Raw genomic sequence first — 19,735 nt, forward strand, 5'->3', positions numbered from 1 at the left:
GGGCTCCGGGGGCGGTGCCGCCCCCCGCCGGCCCGCACCGGAACGGGAGAAGCGGCGGCGCCGGGGCGTCGGCGCCGTGCTCGCCTCGGCGGACCGGTCCGCCCCGGACGGCGGCTGCGACCCGGACCCGGCCCGGCTCGGATCCGACCTCGGCCGCGGCGTCCGGGCGGCGCCCGCAGGCGCCGGGGACGTCGGCACCGGCTCGGCCGGGGCCTCCGCGGCCTCCGTGGTCGCCGCGGCGTCGCCCGGCGGGAATTCCTCGACCGTCGCGTCCGGGCGGCCGTGCAGGCGTTCGGAGTGCAGCCGGCCCGCCACGATCGTGCCGCGCACCGCCGCGGCAACCGCGAAGGCCGCGGCGATCGAGACGCCCAGGCGGCCGTCCAGCGGGATGATGCCGACCGCGCCGCCGATCACCCAGGCGATCATCAGCACGGTCTCGGAGTGCGCGAACGCGCTGGCCCGCAGGCGCTCCGGCACCCGCTCCTGGATGCTGGCGTCGACCGCCAGCTTCGAGATGCCGCTGAAGATCGCGGTCACCAGCGACAGCAGCGCCACCATCGGCAGGGTGAAGAAGATCGCCGCCAGCACGGCGACGCCCGCGGTGATGGTCAGGCCGCTGGACTGCAGCGCCAGCGGGCGGCGGATGTGCAGCCGGGTGCCGACCGCGGTCGCCAGGAACGTGCCGACCGCCAGCGCGCCGCCGATCAGCGCCACCGCGCCCTGGCCGCCGACGTCGCGGCCGAAGAAGGAGGTGTCGAGCGCGCCCGCCTTGACCGCGAACGCGAAGTAGAGCAGCAGGAACCCGTACAGGCAGCGGAAGCTGGCGCTGCCGATCAGCGTGGCGATCACCAGCCGGCCGGAGATCGGGCGGTCGTTGCCGCGGCGCAGGCGCAGCATGGTGCGGAACGGCCGGGGCACCGCCTCCGGCGGGTCGGAGTCGGCCCGTGGCGGCAGCCGCAGTGAGATCACCATGCCGACCAGGAAGATCAGCGACGCGACCCGCAGCGGCCACTGCGAACCGAACCAGAACGCGGCCAGCCCGATCGGCGCGACGACCGCTCCCGCGAACGTGCCGTAGACGCTGGCCCGGGCGCCGACCTGGGACAGGCCGATGCCCTCGGGCAGCAGCCGGGGCACCGCCGCCGAGCGGGCCACGCCGTAGGCCCGGGAGAGCGCCAGGACGCCGAACGCCGCCGGGTAGAGGCCCCAGCCCAGCAGGTTGTCCGCGATCACCCATGCCAGGAACGCCCGGCCCAGCATGGTCGCCGCCAGGGCGAACCGGCGGCCGTGCCGGAAGTGGTCGAGCAGCGGCCCCGCAACGGGGGCAAGCAGGGCAAACGGCACCATGGTGATCAATAGGTAAAGCGCAACTTTGCTGCGGGCCTCGCCCAGCGGCACGTTGAAGAAGATCGTGCCGGCCAGGCCGATCGCGATGAGCGTGTCGCCGGCGCAGGAGAGCGCGTGCAGGTCGAAGAGCCGGACCATGCCGGCCTCGTTGGCCGCGCCGCGGGCCCGGGCGTCGCCGACCCGGCGGGTCGCCCAGGCGCTGCCGCGCACGGAACCTCGCACCAGCATCCGGAGCGCCTTGACGCCGGTGCCGACGGTGCGTCCGACGGTGGGAAGCAGCGGCATCGCCCCATCCTGTCTCATCGAGGCGACTTCCGTCTTCCTCACCGGGCGGAGATCTGGGGGAGTCGCTGCGCCGCCCGTGCGCGCGTGGGGGACAATGGCGGCGTGACGACCAGGACCGCAGTGCGCGCCGCCCGACTCGACCAGGTCTGTGCCGATGCCGTCGGAATCGCGCGGGGGGCCATCACCGAGGTGGAGCCGGGCGACATCGGCGAGCACCTCGAGGCGGTGGCCGAGGGCGACCGGGTCGTGACCCACTTCTTCGAGAGCCACCTGGCCGGCTACAAGGGCTGGCGCTGGGCGGTGACCGTGACCCGGGTGCCGCGCTCCCGGCACGTCACCATCTGCGAGACCGTGCTGCTGCCCGGCTCAGACGCGATGCTCGCGCCCGGCTGGCTGCCCTGGAACGAGCGGGTGCAGCCCGGCGACCTGGGCGTCGGCGACCTCATGGCGACCGCCGCGGACGACGACCGGCTCGCGCCCGGCTACGTGCTCAGCGACGACCCCGCCGTGGAGGAGGTCTCCTGGGAGCTCGGCCTCGGCCGGCCCCGGGTGCTGTCCCGCGAGGGCCGGTCCGAGACCGCCCAGCGTTGGTACGACGGCGAGGCGGGCCCCGAGGCGCCGATCTCGACGGCCGCGCCGCGCAACGCCCGCTGCGGCACCTGCGGCTTCTACCTGCCGCTGGCCGGCTCGATGCGCACCATGTTCGGCGTCTGCGGCAACCTCTACGCCCCCGACGACGCCAAGGCCGTCAGCGCCGACCACGGCTGCGGTGCGCACTCCGAGGCGCTGGTCGGCACGGTGGAGCAGCCGGTCGAGGAGCTTCCGACGATCTACGACGACAGCGAGGTCGAGGCGGTGGCGGTCAGCCGCGCGCACGGCTCGGTCGAGGCCGGCGAGCCCGCGGAGCCCTACGGCCACTCCTAGGGCATGCCCTGGGCGCTCTCGGTCACCGTGAATTCGGGGTGGGTCAGCGCCCGGCGGCGGCGCCGGTTGGCGTCGTGCCGCAGCATCGTGAGCAGGCCCGGTATCCCGCACAGCACGCCGGCCAGGCAGGTCCAGAGCCAGCTGTCCGGCGCGTCCAGGAGCAGCAGGACCACCCCGGCGACGGCGAAGGCGGCCAGGCCGGCGAGGGCGAACGGCACCATCGGCGGATCGAGCGGCTCGGGCCGCGGCTTCGTGCCCGTCACCGCGTCGAGACCGTGCGGGTGTCGCTCCTGCTGAGCGGGGGACAGGTCGGCCACGAGCATCAGACTACGTCTGTGGAGATCGTCCGTGTGACCTCGTGACGGTTGTAACAGTTTTGATCTTTTGCCGAGGTCAGGGTTCTGCTTGGATGCGCCCATCGACCCTTGTTGGTCCCGCGGAAGGGCACGTATGTCGACTGCTGCTGCCGGAACGAGCACTGATTCGTCCGGGCGTACCCCCAAGAATGCTTTTGACAGATATTTCGAGATCTCGGCCCGCGGCTCGACCGTCGGCCGGGAGGTGCGCGGTGGTTTCGCCACCTTCTTCACGATGGCCTACATCGTGGTGCTCAACCCGCTGATCCTGGCGGCGGGCGTGGACGCGGTCGGCGGCAAGCTGCCGGTCGCGGCGCTGGCCGCCGGCACGGCGCTGGTGGCCGGCGTGATGACGATCCTGATGGGTGTCGTCGCCCGGTTCCCGCTGGCGCTGGCGGCGGGGCTGGGCGTCAACGCGCTGGTGGCGTACGAGATCGCGCCCGAGATGACCTGGGCCGATGCGATGGGCCTGGTGTTCATCGAGGGCGTCATCATCGCCATCCTGGTGCTGACCGGGCTGCGTACCGCGGTCTTCCGGGCGGTGCCGACGCAGCTGAAGACGGCGATCGGCGTCGGCATCGGCCTGTTCCTGATGATCATCGGCCTGGTCGATGCGGGCTTCGTGCGGCGCATCCCCGACGCCGCCGGCACCACCGTGCCGGTCGAGCTCGGCATCGGCGGCAAGCTGACCGGCTGGCCGGCGCTGGTCTTCGTCCTCGGCCTGCTGCTGACGCTGGTGCTCTTCGTGCGCAAGGTCAAGGGCGCGATCCTGATCGGCATCCTGGCCACCACGGTGCTGGCGATCATCGTGGAGGCGATCGCGAAGGTGGGCCCGTCGTTCGTCGACGGCAAGCCGAACCCGAGCGGCTGGTCGCTGAACGTGCCCGCGCTGCCGGACAAGATCGTGGACACGCCGGACCTGTCGCTGCTGGGCAGCTTCAACGTGTTCGACTCCTGGGGCCGGGCCGGCGTGCTGGTCGTCGTCATGTTCATCTTCACCCTGCTGATCACCGACTTCTTCGACACGATGGGCACGATGGTCGCCGTCGGTCAGGAGGGCGGGCTGCTGGACGCCGAGGGCATGCCCCCGAGGGCCCGGGAGATCCTGCTGGTCGACTCGATCGCCGCGGCGGCCGGCGGCGCGGCCAGCGTCTCGAGCAACACGTCCTACATCGAGAGCGCCTCGGGTGTGGCCGAGGGTGCGCGTACCGGGGTGGCCAACCTGGTCACCGGCGTGCTCTTCCTGTTCGCGATGTTCCTGGCGCCGCTGGTCGTGATCGTGCCGTTCGAGGCGGCGTCGACGGCGCTGGTGGTGGTCGGCTTCCTGATGATGACGTCGGTCCGGCAGATCGACTGGACCGACTACGAGATCGCGATCCCGGCGTTCCTGACGATCACGTTCATGCCGTTCACCTACTCGATCTCCAACGGCATCGGCGCGGGCGTCATCTCGTACGTGTTGATCAAGATTGCCCTCGGCAAGGCGCGCGAGTTGCACCCGCTGCTGTACGGCATCGCCGCGCTCTTCGTTCTGTACTTCCTGCGTGGTCCGCTGGAGTCCCTCATCTGACGGCGTGAGACCGTGGTCGCCGGGCGCGCTGACGTGCCCGGTGACCACGGTCATAGACGAATCCGATGTCGTTAGCCAAGCTCATTAGCTAGGCTAAGAAACGTGATGGAGCGGTCGGTGGCGGAGCGGGTAACAGCCGAGCAACTGGCCATTTCGCTGCGCGAATCGATTACCCGGCTCAACCGGCGGCTGCGGCAGGCCCGCGCGGTCGGCGATCTCACGTTCAGCCAGCTCTCGGCGCTGACCAGCCTGCAACTGGCCGGCGCGCTGACACCGCGGGAGCTGGCCGACGTCGAGCGGGTCCAGCCCCCGACGATGACCAAGATCGTCGGGAAGCTGGAGGATCTCGGACTGGTCGCGCGTACGCCCCACCCGACCGATCGTCGTCAGGTCATCCTGGCCGCGACCGAGCAGGGCCGGGTCGTCTACGCCCAGTTCGAGAGGGCGCGCAACGAGTGGCTCGCGCTGCAGCTGGCCGAGCTCACCCCGGACGAACGCGACACGCTCGAGCGGGCCGCGCAGATCCTGCGGCAGGTCGCCCGCAACTGAGCGGTCCCGCCCACGGTCGTTCCGTCACACGTCGATGACGCGTACGACCGAGGAGGAGGCGCAACCCGAGTGCGGGCAGTGCTGAGTACGACATTCCGGTCCCTGCAGGTTCGAAACTACCGGCTGTTCGCCACCGGCCAGCTGGTGAAGCTCGTCGGCGTGTGGATGATGTTCACCGCGCAGGACTGGCTCGTGCTCGACCTCTCCGGCAACTCCCCGGCCGCGCTGGGCATCGTCACCGCGATGCAGTTCCTCCCCGTCCTGGTGCTGACGCTGTGGAGCGGCAAGCTGGCCGACCGCTTCGACAAGCGCAAGCTGCTGGTGATGGCGAACACCACCTTCGCGGTCACCGCGATCCTCTTCGCGATCCTGGTGGCCAGCGGCATCGTCGTGCTCTGGCACGTGTTCCTCTTCGCCCTGCTGCTCGGCGTGGCGAACTCGTTCGAGACGCCGGTGCGGCAGGCGTTCGTCTCGGAGCTGGTCGAGCTGCCGCTGCTGCCGAACGCGCTCGCCCTGTCCGCGGCGACGTTCAACACGGCGCGGATCGGCGGGCCCGCGCTGGCGGGCGTGGCACTCGCGCTGTTCCACACCGGCCCGGTGTTCCTGATCGCCACCGCACTCTCGATCGCGCCGATCTTCAGCTACCTCAGCATGCGGCCGCTCGACCTGCACCGCTCCACGACGCGACCGTCCGCCGGGGACACCCGGATCACCGACGGCCTGAAGTACGTGTGGAAGCGGCACGACCTGCTGCTGCCCATCGTGCTGATGGCCGCGATCGGCATGATCGGCTTCAACTTCCCGGTCACCCTGGCCGCGCTCGCAAAGATCAACTTTCATGCTGGGCCGTCGACGTTCGGACTGCTGACCACGGCCCTGGCGGTGGGCGCGCTCGGCGGCGCGCTGGCGGGCAGCGGCCGCAGGAGCCGCCCCAGCGTGTACGTGGTCCTGGGCGCGGCGCTGGCCTTCGGCGCCTTCGAGGTGGCGGTCGGCTTCGCGCCGAACTTCGTCGTGGCGATGATCCTGCTGGTGCCGACCGGGTTCTTCTCGATCTACCTCGCGCAGGCGACGAACCACCGGGTCCAGATGGGCGTGCACTCCGCGTACCGGGGGCGGGTGATGGCGCTGTACGTCCTGGTCTTCCTCGGCACGACGCCGATCGGGGCGTCGCTGGCGGGCTGGTGGGGTCAGCACTTCGGGGTGCCGTCGAGCATCTGGACGGCCGGCGTGTTCAGCATCGCGGCCGCGGTGGCGGCGGTGGTGTGGCAGTTGCACACCAGTGGTGACCGGCTGTCGCTGCGGGGCGGGTCGCGGCCGGGCCTGACGCTGGTCCGCACCGCGCAGGACGAGCCGGTCGTCGAGCCGGCCGTGCCGGCCCCGATCGAGCCGGTGCGCACCATCGCCGCCTGACGTCGCTGTCAGCGGGTGGTTTCGCAGGTCCCGGTGTGTGCCGTCGCCTCGGCCGTCGCCGAGGTGGGGTCGCCGGCGCGAACGGCCTCCAGGAGCCGGGCGTGGTCCTGATAGTCGGCGGGGCGTAGCTCGGCGCCGACGTGCTCGCGCAGCGAGTCGCGGATGACCTGGCCCAGGTCCGCGTAGAGCTCGACCAGGACCTCGTTGTGCGAGGCCGAGACGACCGCCAGGTGGAAGGCCGAGTCGGCGTCGACGAAGGCGTCGCGATCGCCGGACGCCCAGGCCTGCTCCCGCCGGGCCAGCAGCCGGTCGAGCAGGCGCAGATCCTCGTCGGTGCGGCGGCGGGCCGCGAAGCCGGCCGCCGCGGCCTCCAGCGTGCCGCGCAGCTCGGTGACGTGCCCGGGGTCGGCCGTGGCGAAGCGGCGCTGCATCACCCCGGCCAGCTCGCTGGTGGCGACCACCCAGGTGCCCGAGCCCTGGCGGATGTCCAGCAGGCCGTTGTGCGCGAGCGCCCGGACCGCCTCCCGGACCGTGTTGCGGGCGACGCCCAGCTGGGTCACCAGCTCGGGCTCGGTGGGGATCCGGGAGCCGACCGGCCACGCGCCCGAGGTGATCTGCTGACGCAGGCGCGCGATCACCTGATCGGAGAGAGATGCGCCACGGGGGACTCGACCCAGATTCATCCCATGATTCTATGATGGGGCCATGGAGACCGCCAGCAAGGAATCGCGCACGCGGGGACGGATCCGGGTCCTCGCGGTCGCCGGGCTGGTGCTGGCCGCGTTCAACCTGCGGCCCGCCGTCACCAGCCTCGGCCCGGTGCTCGAGGAGATCCGTGCCGGCCTGGGCATGAGCGCCGCCGTGGCCGGGCTGCTCACCTCGGTGCCGGCCCTGTGCTTCGCGCTGGTCGGCTTCGCGGCGCCGCGGCTCGCCCGGCGCTGGGGGACCGGCGGTGCGATCGCACTCGGGATCGGGGCGCTGGTCCTGGGCCTCGCCGTGCGGCCGTTCAGCGGGGGCACGGCCTCGTTCATCGCGCTGACCGCGCTGGCGCTCGCGGGGATCGCCTGCGCGAACGTCCTGCTTCCGGTCGTGGTGAAGGAGCGCTTCCCGGACCGGGTGGGCGCCATGACCGGCCTGTACTCGGTGGCGCTCAATCTCGGCGCCTCCGCGGCGGCGGCGGTGACTGTGCCGTTGACCGGGGCCCTCGGCGGCGACTGGCGGCTCGGGATCGGCGTGTGGGCACTGGTCGCGGCCGCCGCCCTGCCTGCCTGGGTGCTGCTTGCCCGCGATCGCGACCGCGACGGCGACCCCGGCCGTGACGCCGGGCGTGCAGCCGGCCGTCGCGCTGACCGTGACGGCGACCCCGGCCGTGATGGAGCCCGCGGTCTTTCGCCGGCGGGTAGCGAGCCGGCGCTGAGTTCGTCCGGGATTGCCGGGGTCGCCGCCGTGGATCCGCGGCTGACGCGCAGCCCGATCGCCTGGGCGCTGGCCGTCTACTTCGGGCTGCAGTCGACCGCCGCGTACGTGATCATGGGTTGGCTGCCACAGGTCTTCCGTGACGCCGGGCTCCCGGCGAGCACCGCCGGCCTGCTCTTCTCGGTGACCGCGCTGCTGGGCGTTCCGTTCTCCTTCGTGCTCTCCGTGGTCGCCGGGCGCCTGCGCAGCCAGAGCGTTCTCGCCGTCGTGATCGGACTCTTCGGATTCGCCGGCTACGTCGGGCTCTGGGCCGATCCGGCCGCCGCACCCTGGCTGTGGGCCGTCCTGCTCGGGGTCGCCAACTGCTCCTTCCCCCTGGTCCTGACCATGATCGGGCTGCGCGGCCGTAACGCCGCCACGGTGGTCCGGCTCTCCGCCTTCGCGCAGAGCACCGGCTACCTGCTCGCCATACCCGGGCCGATCGTCGTCGGCGCGCTCTACGAGCACAGCGGCAGCTGGGAGGTGCCGCTCGGCGTCATGGCGTTCATGATGGTGCCGCAGATGATCGCCGGATTCCTCGCCGGCCGGGATCGCCAGATCGGCTGACCGGCGCCCGGCGCCACCCATGCGGGTTGAGTGTCCGGCGTGGTCGCCGATTGCCGCGGAGGGGCCGCGACGAACCTTCCCCGCTTGCGATGGGCGATTCGGGCCGACCGGCCGCGGAAATCTCTGGCAGACCGGATCGTCCGAACGGCCCTCTCCGAACGCCGGGGTGAGGCCTTAGCGTCGAGCTGTGGCAATTACGCACATAGTCGGGCTGGTGGCGGCGCTGCTGGCACTGCTGTGCCTGCCGTGTGCCGTGGCGATCGTCGTCTGTGCCGACGAATTGGTCGCCCGTCGCACGTGGACCCGGCACGGCCGGCAGGAGGTCCGTGCCCTGCGCAGCCTCGAGCGTGAGCTGGCCGCCGGCGACCCGGAGTTCCGGCCGCCCGACCGCGAGCCCGGCATCGACGAGCTCGCCGCCGAGCTGCGGCGGCTCGACCGGCAGCGGTGCAGCGCGCCCACCACCGACTCGTCGGCCTGGCTGGCCGCCGTCATGCACGCCTACGACGAGCGGCTCGCGCTGGCCAGCCGGTGCCTGGGCCTCGACGAATACCTGGACCAGCTCGAGGGGATGGACCGTGAGATCGAGCGGGTCCGCGTCGAGGGGATGCTGCACGCGGCCGGCCTGCGGCTACGGGCGGGCTGAGGGACCGCGGGCCAATCGAACCCGTGAGTAGTGGGTGCGTAATGGCGCGGTCACCTCTACAGTTCGCGGCGTGCGACTCTTTGTGGCGGTCTTCCCGCCGGACGATGTGCGCCGGGATCTACATCGGCGGCTGATCGCCGCGTCGGACGGCGGCGGCCGTCCCTCCACTGTGCTGGACGGCGACAGCCGGCCGTTCGCGGCTCCGGGCGGCGACCGGCCGCTGCCGTCCGCGCTGCCGCGCCGACGCCGGGGCGGCGTGCGGCTGACCGCGATCGACAAGTGGCATGTGACCCTGGCATTCCTCGGCGAGGTGCCCGCCGAGCGGCTCACCGACGTCGAACGCGCCCTCGACGCCGTCACCGTGCCGAAGGACGTCGAGCTTCGCCTGCGCGGCGGCGGTCAGTTCGGCCGGGGCAGGTCGACGGTGTTGTGGGCCAATGTCGAGGGGGACCTGGGCCCGCTGCACGCCGAGGTGCACGAGCGGCTCGACGCCGCGGGGCTGCCGCACGAGGACCGGGCCTTCACCCCGCATCTCACGGTCGCCTACGCGGAGGACGCCGCGGTCAGCCGGGCGCTCGGCGGCTATGTCGGCCCGTCCTGGACGCTGCACGAGATAGCCCTCGTCCGCAGTGATCCGAACGAGGGCTACACGCAGCTGAGAACCTGGTAGTTACGAGCTTTCGCGAGCCGCCGGTCCGCCGCCGAACAGGACGTCGTCCCAGCTCGGGAGGCGCTTGCGGGGCTTCGCCGTCTCCTCGGACTCCGCCGAGTCGCCGCCGGTCGCCTGGCCCACCGTGCGGCGGGGCCGCAGCACCGCGAGGCTCGGCACCGCCGGAACCTCTTTCGGCAGGTCGGCGTCGTCGTCGAAGGCGGAGCCCGGCCCGCCGCTGAGCAGCGCGGCCGCGCCGCCGGCCACCGGTCGCCGGGGCTCGTGGGCGGCGGCCGGCTCCAGGCCGCGGCCGGAGCTCTGGCCGAGCGGGCGGTCAAGCGACGCCAGCAGCGCGTCCCGGCCGGCCCGGATCGGGTCGCGGGTCGGCCGCGGCGAGTCTGCCGCCGGCAGGCCTCGGCCGCCCCGGCCGGACTCGGTGATGCGCGACGGGCCCGGCAGGCCGTGGCCGCCGCGCTCGTGCGGGGTGCGTTCCGGGACCGGCTCCTGGCCGAGGATCTGGGTGGGGCGCTCGGCGCACAGGTACTGCGCCATGTCGTCGTGCGGCGACACGACCTGGCGGCCCTTGTCGAGGTCCCACATCGCCTGGGCGGTCGCCTTGCCGGACGGCCACGTGGCGACGATGCGCCAGGTGCCGTCCTCGCGGCGGAACGCGTCCCACGAGATCTTCTCCGTGTCTATTCCGTGCTGGGCGAGCCGGCTGTCGACGACCTCGGCCAGCGGTGCGCCCGAGTCGGAGGTCTTGAGGCGGGTGCGGCGCGCGTGCTGGGCCAGCATGGCCCGCTCCTGCAACACCGGACCCGCATAGCGCAGCACCCGGTCGACCGGCACGCCGGCCACGCGGGCGACGTCCTCGGCGGACTCGCCGGAGCGGATCCTCGCCTGGATGTCGCGGGGGGACAGCGACGCCATCACCTCGGCATTGGCCACCGCGACGGCCGTGCCGATCGGGTGGGGCGTGCCGTCGGTGTGCAGCGCGCCGCTGATCCGGTCGTCGATCGGGAGCGCCAGGAGCCTGCCGACCTCGTCGGCGAGCACCAGGGCCTGACCGTCCTCGGAGAGGGCCACGAAGCGTACCGGCCGCATGCGTTGCCTCCGTCCCGTCGCTGGCCTGTGCTCCCGAGAGTCAGCCACCCGGGCGCGTTTCGGAACACGGTACGCGCCTCGGTCACCCGATGGTGGTAAGCCACGCCGTCGAAGTCATTGACCTGGGAAGATGATCTTCGCGGGGTATCGAGAAGCGGACCGGCATCGATAAGGCGTTGCACGCCGTGTGCCGCGGTTCTAGAAAGACGGCATGACCGTCGAGCTGCGCCCGATCACCGGGGAGAACTTCCACGCCGTCATCAAGCTGGAGGTCCTGCCCGAGCAGAGCGGCTTCGTCGCGCCCAACGTACGCGGCATCGCCGAGACCTACATCTATCCCGACGCCGAGCCGCGGGCGGTCTACGCCGATGACGAGCCGGTCGGCTTCGTGCTCTTCCACCCGATCGACAAGGACCGGCCCGCCGAGGGGCACTGCATCGTGCGGCTGATGATCGGCCACCAGTTCCAGGGGCGCGGTCTCGGCCGCCGCGCGCTCGAGGCCGCCGTCGAGTGGATCGTCCGGGAGCGCAAGGTCGGCCGGGTCCGGCTCAGCGTGGTCCCGGCGAACTCGCGCGCCCGCGGCCTGTACCGGTCCGCGGGCTTCGTCGAGACGGGCGAACTGGATCACGATGAGTTGGTCATGGTCCGCGAGGTCTAGGCAGCGTCTCTCGGATCACGGTGGCTCGTTGCGCCACCGAGACGCTGCCGGGACCTCTCCTGGGGCGCGGCGCCGATCACTGTCGGCGCAGGGTGATATTGCGGATCATGCTGATGATCTGTGTGCCGTCCGGCCACTTGGATACCTGCATGTTGGTGCCCGGACCACCCGGTATCAATCCGCCGACGCTCTGCAGATATCCGGTCGCCCTCTTGTCGGCGTCGAACAGAAAGATCTTGAAGGAAGACGGGTCCCTCTCGTCATGGCCGACGGTCAGCGGACCGCAGTCGGCGCTTTTCTGGAAGACGACGCAATCCTGGGTCTGGACAATCAAGGGACCCCCGGACTCATTCTGATAGCCGAGCCAGAGAGAGTGGCCGCCGGCCGGCCGCCGGGTGACCCCGATGTCGACCGCAACGACTCGCGGAATCTTCTCTCCGCCCCGGGGCGTCTGTATCGCCGCCATCGGGTCGACCAATTCCTGTGCCGTGAACTGCCAGTAGGTCAGTGAGCCTGAGCCGATGCCCAGGACGACCAAGATGATGATCATCCAGTGGACCTTCGGGCCGCGGTTATTGATCGAAGGCAGTTGGTTGATCAGGTACCCGATCGCCATCGCCACGACCACTCCGGCCGCGCCGAACAGGAGAATGCTCATCACTCAGCCTCCTCAGGCCGGCGTCGTGGTGGTCACCAAGTCGACGGAGAGCTGCTTTCCGGCGCACTTCTGGTCCGCCCATTTCTCCATTTCGATCCGTACGGTCAAGAGGGTCTTGGACCGGCGCGGGAGGGTCGTGCTGTAAGCCGCGCCCGTCGCCGGTGTCACCCTGACGGCCCAGGCCGGGCAGGTCCCGGTGGCAGGGTTGCCGCCGGCGACCTTGGTCACCCGGACCGGGAAGTCGTTGCGGTTGTCGATGACGATGCGTACGGGCCTGGTCTGGCCCGGAAGCAGACCGCGCACGTCATCGAGCACCGCGACGGTGGGCTCGACCGCGTCTGCCGTGGTCACCTTGACCGGGGAATGGTTCGTCCAGGAGTAATAGGCCCAGGCCGCGCCGCCGCCGATAAGAACCGTCGCCGCGACCGTGGCCGTGACGATCGTCTTCCGTTTGATGTTCATGCGCCCAGAGTTGGCTTTCCGCGGGTGCCGCAACAGTTCAGGGGTGCATGCCCGGGCCGGCGTGCACCCGGGATGGCTTCCGGCCATCCGGGACCCGTGGTGCGCTTCGCGCAGACGGGTGCAGGGGTGCACTGTCGCGCCAGGCCATTCGCTGATTGGCTGCCCGGTCAGAGGGATCTGTGGCTGGTCATTCCTCCGCCGCGACAGCGCCAGCCACCTATCACGCAGGGAGCCAGTAATGCGCTGGAAGTCAATTCTCACCGTGTCGGCTTTAACGGCGACCGCTCTGTTCGGCACGATAGCCCGGAGCGACGCAGCAACGGCGAACAGTTGCTCCAACCCGGTGCTCGCGACCAATTTGAACGGGTGGGGCGCCCTCGATTCCGGGACCGTGAGCCGGGTGGCGGTCAACGACGTCTCCGGCGCGAATTGGGCCTTCGCCACCACCGGCCGCGTTCTCTGGATGCCGCAACTGCAGGTGTCGGCCGGACAGAGTTGGGCGGTATCGGCCCTGGACCGCCTCGTCGGCGGCACCGGCACGGCAAAGCTGGTGGTCGAGTGGTACAACTCGGCCGGCACCTACCTGAGCGAGTCGGCAGGCGCCGCGGCAACCTTGTCCACCACGGCCTGGAAGCCGGTCACCGCTGACGTCACCGTCCCGGCCGGGGCCGCGTCGGCTCACGTCCTGCAGGAGGGGTCGTCGACGACGAACGGCCTCAAGTCGACTCTGTGCAGCTACGGGCAGGCCGTCTCAGTTCCTTCGACGCCGACGGCGGTCAGCGCCACGACGTCGGGAACCTCGGCCACCCTGACCTGGTCACCGCCGTCGGCCACCGGCGGCTCGGCCGTCACGGGATACACCTACGGACGCGACGGAACCGACTCCCAGGGCACCGGGCCGTGGAGCGGTACCGCCGGAGCAAGCACGCTCAGCGCGACGTTCAACCTGCTCAAGCCGGGATCGACGTACCGGTTGTCGGTCGCGGCCAGCAACGCCGCCGGCACCGGGGCGGCAGCCTCGGTCACGGTGACGATCCCGGCCACCGGCGGCAGCCCTTCGGGGCAGCCCATGCCCGTCGGTGACCTGGCCGGCTGGCGACAGGTCTTCACCGAGGACTTCACCAATGATGTCGCCCTGGGCAGCTGGCCGGGCGCCTACGCGTCCAAGTTCGACCAGTACGACTACCCCGAGAATCCGCCGGACACCAACGGCGGCGGGGTGTGGAGGACGGGCAAGGACGTCTCGGTGTCCGGGGGCACGGCGGACTACTTCCTGCACAGCGAGAACGGGGTCGCCTACTCCGCCGCGATTCTGCCCCGAACCTCCACGCAGACCTACGGCCGCTACCAGGTCCGGTTCAAGACGGATCCGGGCATGACCGGCTGGCACTCCGCGTGGCTCCTGTGGCCCGACGACGACCAGTGGCCGGCCCATGGCGAACTCGACTGGCCGGAAGGCTCTCTCACCGGGACCATGGACGGCTTCATGCACTACGCCGACCCCAACGGCGGCCAGGATTGGGCTCCCTCTGGCGTCGCCTTCGCCTCCGGCTGGCACACCGCCACGACGGAATGGCTCCCCGGCTCCGTGAAGTACTACCTCGACGGCACTCTCATCGGCAGCTTCACGACCAAGACCCCCAACCTGCCGATGCATTGGGTGCTGCAGTCCGAGTCCGGCTCCTCGTCGAGGCCGACCGGATCCGGTCACATCAAGATCGACTGGTTGACGATCTACACGCGCGCCTGACCTTGTCAGATCCGGACCGATACCTCTTGAAAAGGCACAATTGTACCTCCCGGCTGGTGGCGTCGGACGGCCGAACCTCGCCAAAGGGTTCAGCCGTCCGGCTTCACTTCACTGTCCGGAGTCATAGATGACATCTCCGTGGTGCCGCTGCCAGAATTGGCTCAGCTGGATTCGCGCGCGTACAGGGATGTGGAATTCGTTGCCGGACTCATCGCTGCCGGACGGAACGGTTCGGGTGACCCATCACGGAACCGCACGACAGCTCACCCGCGGCGATGCGCTGACCTTCGGCAGGGGCCGCGACTGCACGGTCAGGCTGCCGAACGACAGCCAGATCTCCCGGATGGCGGGCTCCATCACCGTCCTCGAGGACTGTGCCCTGATCAGGAACCGTTCGGCCACGAAACCGTTCATCATCCGGCCGGTCGTCGGTGAAGATCATGTCGTCGAGCCCGGTGGGGCGGTGACGTCGCTGCCCCACCGCCGGCTCCAGATCGTCATCGCCGGCATGGCCGGGACCACCGTCCACCTCGATCTGGACGTCAGCGGCGTCACCACCGCCTCCGGCCCCTCGGACCTCGGACCCTCGACATCCGAGGCCGTCACGACGACAGCACCGTTCCCGCTCACGCCGGCTCAGCGCAAGGTGGTGGAGGCACTCTGCGCGCCGATGCTGACGCACAGCGGCGCCGACGCCGCACCCGCGACCTATCAACAGATAGGAGTCGCGCTCAACCTCTCGCCGCAATACGTCCGCAACGTCATACAGCACGTACGGGAAACCCTGACCGGTCATGGCGTACCCGATCTGATCACCGACGACCCGACGCGGCCGGGAGCAGACTTCCGCTGGTCGCTGGCCCGGTACGCGATCCGGAACCGTTGGATCTCGACGGCGCCGCCGGACGTGCCTGAGGAAACGTCATGACACCCGAACGCCCCGGAAAGACCGACGTGCACGATCCCGACCAGGACTCCTCGCGCACCGTCGGTCGCGGACATCTGCCCACGACCGGCGCGAGCCGGCAGGGACCACAGGAACCGAACGGCTGGTACGTCGGCCCCGCCGACGATCCCGACCGATATGAGCTCCTAGGGGAAGGCATGGTCGGTGGCGAGGGGATCACCTGGCGTGCCCGCTATCACGGCAGCCTGGACTCACCGCTTCCCCTCGCGGTCAAGGTGCAGCACCCTCCGTTCGATCCGCCGCCGGGCTGGCCGTCTGCGCAGGACCGGTCCCGCTGGCGCGATCAGACGACCCTTCTGCGGCACATGCGTCTCGACCACCTGGTCGGTGTCAACGAATTCACCTCCGGACCACCACCCCATCGCCTCGGACAGGTGGACCCGTCCACATCCGAGCTGATCATCATCGAGATGGAATGGGTGGAGGGACAGGACCTGGGCAGCCTGATCCGCGCCGAACCCACCACGACCGTGAATGTCGCCACGCGCGCCCAATGGATTGAGGAAGCCTGCACGACCCTTGCGCGCTTGCACTCCTACACCCAGACCGCGGGCAACCCGACCGTGCACCGCGACATCTCTCCGGCCAACTGCATCGTCACACCACGCCGCGGCCTCGTATTGATCGATGTCTCCACCATGCAACTGCCCGGCGACGGCGTCGACCTCGACGGTCGGCACACCCCGGCCTACAGCGCCCCCGAAGTGCTCGCCATGCCGCACAGCCCACGGCTACCGAGCGCCGACGTCTACGCCATCGGCGCCCTCACCTACTTCTGCCTGACCGGCCAGGATCCCTCACCGACATCGGGCAACAGGCCTGACACCCGGGAACGACGGCTGCGCGAGATCGTCCAGCAACTCGCGCTCGCACCCGAGACCACAGCCCATGTGATGTCGATGCTCGCCGCCAACCCCCACGACCGACCCCACGATCTGCTGACCTGGAGCCGGCAGTTCCGAGAACTCGCCCGCCCTCGCAGGTCCATTCTCGTCCGGCGCTCGCTCCGCCGTCCCGTCGTCGCCGTTCCGCTGGCGCTGCTCATCGCATCCGGCGCCTTCGGCGCGGGACTCTGGGCCGCTCAGGACGATCCGCACCGAAGCGTCGAGGCGACCCCGCCTGCGCAACCGAGTCCGGTCAGTGCGTCGAAGGGAATCACCCGCAAATCGTTCTCGACCGCACGGGGCAGGATCATTTCTCCCGCTCCCGGAGCGACCACCAGGAACTGCGAATACTTCACCGGCACGGCGTCGCCAAAACCGGGAGACACCGTGATGCTGGCGATGCACAACCTCAGCGAGACCGACTCCACACGCTATGTCCAGGTCGTATTCGGCTTCGACAAACCCGAGACCCTGGCGACGTGGCGAGGCGCGCAGTACTTCAATGACCAGGCCATCGGCCAGGAAACAGTGGTGGAGTTGGTCGAGATGCCGCTGCCGGCGGCGAAGGAGCTGAACGCGTCGTCGGATTATCTCAAGATCAGCCGAATTGCCACCACCGAAGGAGAGGTCGTCGCAGCCGTCGTCGTGACACATTCGCGGGAAAAGAACCCTGCATTCCCTTGCGAAGGTCCGCACTGAGCGCCGGCCCGACGCTCCGTACGTAGCGCGAATCGACCAGTTCACCCCTGCACTATTCCTGAGGCTCACCGATGGCTTGAATTCTGTTCAGACCACGACCTCACGAATAGGACCTGCCTTGATGCCATCGATCGCCCGACTCCGGAGGCTCCCCGGAATCCTCATCACCCTCCTCCTCCTGACGCTCGGTCTCGCCGCGACGCCATCCGCCGCTTCCGCATCTTCGCCTGCCTCCACGACGCCAGTCGGTATCGCCTCGAGCGCCACCGGCAACGGCTACTGGATAGCGGCGAAGGACGGCGGCGTCTTCAGCTTCGGCGACGCCGCCTTCTACGGCTCGATGGGCGGCAAGCCGCTCAACGCACCCGTGGTGGCCCTTGCCGCAACCCGGTCGGGTCACGGCTACTGGCTGGCCGGCGGCGACGGAGGTGTATTCGCCTTCGGCGACGCGCAGTCGAAGGGTTCGATGGGCGGCCAACATCTGAACGCGCCGATCGTCGGCATCGCCGGCACGCCGAGCGGCGCCGGATACTGGCTGGTGGCCGCGGACGGCGGCATCTTCGCCTTCGGCGACGCGGGCTTCTTCGGCAGTATGGGCGGTCAGCCGCTCAACCAACCGATCGTCGGCATCACGGCCACCTCGTCGGGGGCCGGATACTGGCTGGTTGCCGCGGACGGCGGCATCTTCGCCTTCGGCGATGCCCAGTTCCGCGGCGGGATGGGTGGACAGCCGCTCAGCGCCCCCATCGTCGGCATCGGCCGCACCGACAGCGGCGGCGGCTACCGCGAGTTCGGTGCCGACGGCGGAGTCTTCGCCTACGGCGACGCCACCTTCGACGGCGGCATGGGCGGTCAGCCGCTGGCTGCGCCGATCGTGGCCGCCGGCACGCATCCCGGTGGTGGCTACTGGCTCCTCGGAGGCGACGGTGGAGTCTTCGCATTCGGCAACGCGCGCTACTTCGGACGGGTTGTCGCGAACACCGGCTCAGTGCCTCCCTCCCACGGCTACACCCTCGTGCTTCCGCGCGGCTCGGTCACCGCAGCGACGTTGACCGGGAAGCACCACAGCTACCCCGCGGTCGACATCGCCGTACCGGTCGGAACCACGTTCTACGCCATCGTCTCGGGTTCGGTCACCACCTTCGATCAGCCGTCCGCCTGCGGCTGGGGGGTCCAGCTCGCCGGCGACGACGGTGGTCTCTACGTGTACTGCCACGCCTCGCAGCGATCCGTCGCGTCGGGGGCTCGCGTCGCCTCAGGCGCTGTCCTGGGCAAAAGTGGCGGCGCCAAGAGGGCGGCCGGGGCGGGTGACTCGTCCGGTCCTCATCTGCACCTGCAGCTCAAATACCCGGGCGACAAGCTGCGTTGCCCGCAGAACCTGCTGCTCGCGCTCTACAACAACACCACTCCGCCGGCCCTGACGAGCCTGCCCACCTCGGGATGTGTCGCATGAGAACTTCGCGGAGCCGGACCTCGCTGACCCTCGGCGCCACCGTCACCCTCGCCCTCCTGGCGGGCCTACCCATGAGTACGGCGGCGATGGCCGCGGACCCCACCGTGAACTGCCGCCCCGTGCCGTCCGCCGAGAACCCGGCCGTTGTGCGGCAGGTGTACACGCAAGCCATCAACGACGGGGCCGACGCCCGGGTCATGCTCGCCACCTTCGAAACCGCCTGGGTCGAATCGCATTTCAACAACTGCAGCAATGGTGACCTGGACTCGGTCGGGGTGTTCCAGCAACGCGCCAGCTGGGGCAGCGTCGACGCCCGCGAGACGGTCGCCACGGCGGCGCACGCGTTTCTGATCCGGGCCAAGAACGCGGACGCCACCGCGGGAGCCACCGTGACCGCCGGCCAGATCGCGCAGAAGGTGCAGGCCTCCGCCAATCCTTCCGCCTACGACCAGAGCGCCGGTAAGGCGAACGCCTTGATAGCCACCTACAGCACGGCGTTCGCCGCGATGGCCCGAACCCCTTCCGGCAACGGCTACTACCTGCTGACCCGCGACGGTGGCGTCCGGCCGCACGGTACGGCGCCGACCTTCGGGGACGCGAGAGGTCAGTCCTACTTCACCGGGCAGACCGCGGTCGCCCTGGTCGTGACGACCTCCGGAAACGGGTACTGGATTCTCTCGGAAGCGGGCGGAGTCTACGGATATGGGGACGCCCAGTCGTACGGTGCCGCGGCCGGGCAGTCGTACTTCACCGGGCAGCGCGCCGTGGCGCTGGTGCCGAACGCCGCGGGCAACGGCTACTGGATTGTGGCCGCGGCCGGCGGCGTCTACTCGTACGGCGGTGCTGCGTTCTTCGGCGCGGCGGCCGGCCAGTCGTACTTCAACGGACAGTCGGCGGTCGGCCTGACGCGCTCTCCGGGCGGCAAGGGATACTGGATCTTGGCCGCATCGGGCGGAATCTACTCGTACGGTGACGCACCGTTCTTCGGGTCCGCGGGCGGCCAGCCCTACTTCGCTGGGCAGCGGGCAGTCGCCTTGACCACGACCGCGTCGGGTCACGGGTACTGGGTCGCCTCGGCCTCGGGCGGCGTCTACTCCTACGGCGACGCCGGGTTCTTCGGGTCGGCGGCCGGCCAGTCGTACTTCAACAATCAGACCGCGACCGGACTGATCCGATCGGCCGGGGGCAGCGGGTATTGGATTCCGGCGGCATCCGGCGGTGTCTACGCCTACGGCGACGCCCCGTTCCTCGGCGCCGCCTGAGAATGACCAGGCCGCCCGGTTGAGAGATCCTCCGGGCGGCTTCGGGGCCGGTCCTTGATCTCGCTGATCACCGCGGGACAAGC

General features: G+C 70.3%; 19 protein-coding genes. 13 read left to right on the forward strand and 6 right to left on the reverse strand.

Features of this window, described 5'->3' with window-relative positions:
* The coding region (locus AB0F10_RS09915; protein ID WP_360622011.1) for an MFS transporter at window positions 1-1,632 on the reverse strand (1,632 nt) is incomplete at its 3' end.
* A 102-nt stretch (window positions 1,633-1,734) separates the two neighbouring features.
* Here AB0F10_RS09915 and AB0F10_RS09920 point away from each other — a divergent pair.
* On the forward strand, window positions 1,735-2,556 hold the full coding sequence (locus AB0F10_RS09920; protein WP_360622013.1) for a DUF3027 domain-containing protein: 822 nt from the start codon (window positions 1,735-1,737) through the stop codon (window positions 2,554-2,556).
* Here AB0F10_RS09920 and AB0F10_RS09925 read toward each other — a convergent pair.
* On the reverse strand, window positions 2,553-2,777 hold the full coding sequence (locus tag AB0F10_RS09925) for a DUF2530 domain-containing protein (RefSeq protein ID WP_360622137.1): 225 nt from the start codon (window positions 2,775-2,777) through the stop codon (window positions 2,553-2,555). The two genes, AB0F10_RS09920 and AB0F10_RS09925, sit on opposite strands and share 4 nt — an antisense overlap.
* A 229-nt stretch (window positions 2,778-3,006) precedes the next feature.
* Here AB0F10_RS09925 and AB0F10_RS09930 point away from each other — a divergent pair, with 229 nt between their 5' ends.
* From AB0F10_RS09930 to AB0F10_RS09940, 3 genes are all read left to right on the forward strand, one after another.
* Entirely contained in the window at window positions 3,007-4,482 is a 1,476-nt protein-coding gene (locus AB0F10_RS09930; RefSeq protein WP_360622015.1) for an NCS2 family permease, read from the forward strand.
* 102 nt (window positions 4,483-4,584) lie between these two features.
* Window positions 4,585-5,031 (forward strand): MarR family transcriptional regulator, encoded by a 447-nt coding sequence (locus tag AB0F10_RS09935; protein WP_360622017.1) that lies wholly within the window; start codon window positions 4,585-4,587, stop codon window positions 5,029-5,031.
* Between the two features lie 69 nt (window positions 5,032-5,100).
* Window positions 5,101-6,441 (forward strand): MFS transporter, encoded by a 1,341-nt coding sequence (locus tag AB0F10_RS09940; RefSeq protein ID WP_360622019.1) that lies wholly within the window; start codon window positions 5,101-5,103, stop codon window positions 6,439-6,441.
* A gap of 8 nt (window positions 6,442-6,449) precedes the next feature.
* Here the strand turns inward: AB0F10_RS09940 and AB0F10_RS09945 are convergent, their stop codons facing one another.
* Window positions 6,450-7,124 (reverse strand): FCD domain-containing protein, encoded by a 675-nt coding sequence (locus AB0F10_RS09945; protein WP_360622021.1) that lies wholly within the window; start codon window positions 7,122-7,124, stop codon window positions 6,450-6,452.
* A 22-nt stretch (window positions 7,125-7,146) separates the two neighbouring features.
* Here AB0F10_RS09945 and AB0F10_RS09950 point away from each other — a divergent pair, with 22 nt between their 5' ends.
* The 3 genes from AB0F10_RS09950 to thpR all read left to right on the forward strand — a co-directional run bounded on the left by AB0F10_RS09950 (window position 7,147) and on the right by thpR (window position 9,776).
* The gene (locus AB0F10_RS09950) at window positions 7,147-8,463 is read left to right on the forward strand and encodes an MFS transporter (protein ID WP_360622023.1); all 1,317 of its coding nucleotides are present in this window, start codon (window positions 7,147-7,149) and stop codon (window positions 8,461-8,463) included.
* A 187-nt stretch (window positions 8,464-8,650) separates the two neighbouring features.
* Window positions 8,651-9,106, forward strand: a complete 456-nt coding sequence (locus AB0F10_RS09955; RefSeq protein ID WP_360622025.1) for a hypothetical protein — start codon at window positions 8,651-8,653, stop codon at window positions 9,104-9,106.
* Between the two features lie 70 nt (window positions 9,107-9,176).
* Complete coding sequence (thpR, locus tag AB0F10_RS09960) at window positions 9,177-9,776, forward strand: RNA 2',3'-cyclic phosphodiesterase (RefSeq protein WP_360622027.1); 600 nt, start codon at window positions 9,177-9,179, stop codon at window positions 9,774-9,776.
* Here the strand turns inward: thpR and sepH are convergent, their stop codons facing one another.
* A complete protein-coding gene (sepH, locus tag AB0F10_RS09965) occupies window positions 9,777-10,859 on the reverse strand; it encodes a septation protein SepH (protein WP_360622029.1) in 1,083 nt (360 codons plus the stop codon).
* Window positions 10,860-11,070: 211 nt separating this feature from the next.
* Between sepH and AB0F10_RS09970 the strand changes: the two genes are divergently transcribed.
* Window positions 11,071-11,517 carry a GNAT family N-acetyltransferase gene (locus AB0F10_RS09970; protein ID WP_360622031.1) on the forward strand — a complete coding sequence of 149 codons (447 nt, stop codon included), beginning with the start codon at window positions 11,071-11,073 and terminating at the stop codon, window positions 11,515-11,517.
* Between the two features lie 76 nt (window positions 11,518-11,593).
* Here AB0F10_RS09970 and AB0F10_RS09975 read toward each other — a convergent pair whose 3' ends face one another.
* Window positions 11,594-12,175, reverse strand: coding sequence for a hypothetical protein (locus tag AB0F10_RS09975; protein ID WP_360622033.1), 582 nt, complete (start codon window positions 12,173-12,175; stop codon window positions 11,594-11,596).
* A 12-nt stretch (window positions 12,176-12,187) separates the two neighbouring features.
* The gene (locus AB0F10_RS09980) at window positions 12,188-12,637 is read right to left on the reverse strand and encodes a hypothetical protein (protein ID WP_360622035.1); all 450 of its coding nucleotides are present in this window, start codon (window positions 12,635-12,637) and stop codon (window positions 12,188-12,190) included.
* A gap of 238 nt (window positions 12,638-12,875) precedes the next feature.
* Between AB0F10_RS09980 and AB0F10_RS09985 the strand changes: the two genes are divergently transcribed.
* The 5 genes from AB0F10_RS09985 (at window position 12,876) to AB0F10_RS10005 (ending at window position 19,652) form a co-directional block, all read left to right on the forward strand.
* Window positions 12,876-14,387, forward strand: a complete 1,512-nt coding sequence (locus AB0F10_RS09985; RefSeq protein ID WP_360622037.1) for a fibronectin type III domain-containing protein — start codon at window positions 12,876-12,878, stop codon at window positions 14,385-14,387.
* 235 nt (window positions 14,388-14,622) lie between these two features.
* Window positions 14,623-15,315 (forward strand): hypothetical protein, encoded by a 693-nt coding sequence (locus AB0F10_RS09990; protein ID WP_360622039.1) that lies wholly within the window; start codon window positions 14,623-14,625, stop codon window positions 15,313-15,315.
* Window positions 15,312-16,937 carry a protein kinase domain-containing protein gene (locus tag AB0F10_RS09995; RefSeq protein WP_360622041.1) on the forward strand — a complete coding sequence of 542 codons (1,626 nt, stop codon included), beginning with the start codon at window positions 15,312-15,314 and terminating at the stop codon, window positions 16,935-16,937. Before AB0F10_RS09990 ends, AB0F10_RS09995 begins: the two co-directional genes overlap by 4 nt.
* 121 nt (window positions 16,938-17,058) lie before the next feature.
* Window positions 17,059-18,390: a M23 family metallopeptidase gene (locus AB0F10_RS10000; protein WP_360622043.1), complete on the forward strand. Its 1,332-nt coding sequence runs from the start codon at window positions 17,059-17,061 to the stop codon at window positions 18,388-18,390.
* The gene (locus tag AB0F10_RS10005) at window positions 18,387-19,652 is read left to right on the forward strand and encodes a hypothetical protein (RefSeq protein WP_360622046.1); all 1,266 of its coding nucleotides are present in this window, start codon (window positions 18,387-18,389) and stop codon (window positions 19,650-19,652) included. Before AB0F10_RS10000 ends, AB0F10_RS10005 begins: the two co-directional genes overlap by 4 nt.
* Window positions 19,653-19,735: the final 83 nt, after the last annotated feature.

It is taken from the genome of Actinoplanes sp. NPDC026623 (assembly GCF_040638275.1).
Classification (GTDB): Bacteria; Actinomycetota; Actinomycetes; order Mycobacteriales; family Micromonosporaceae; genus Actinoplanes.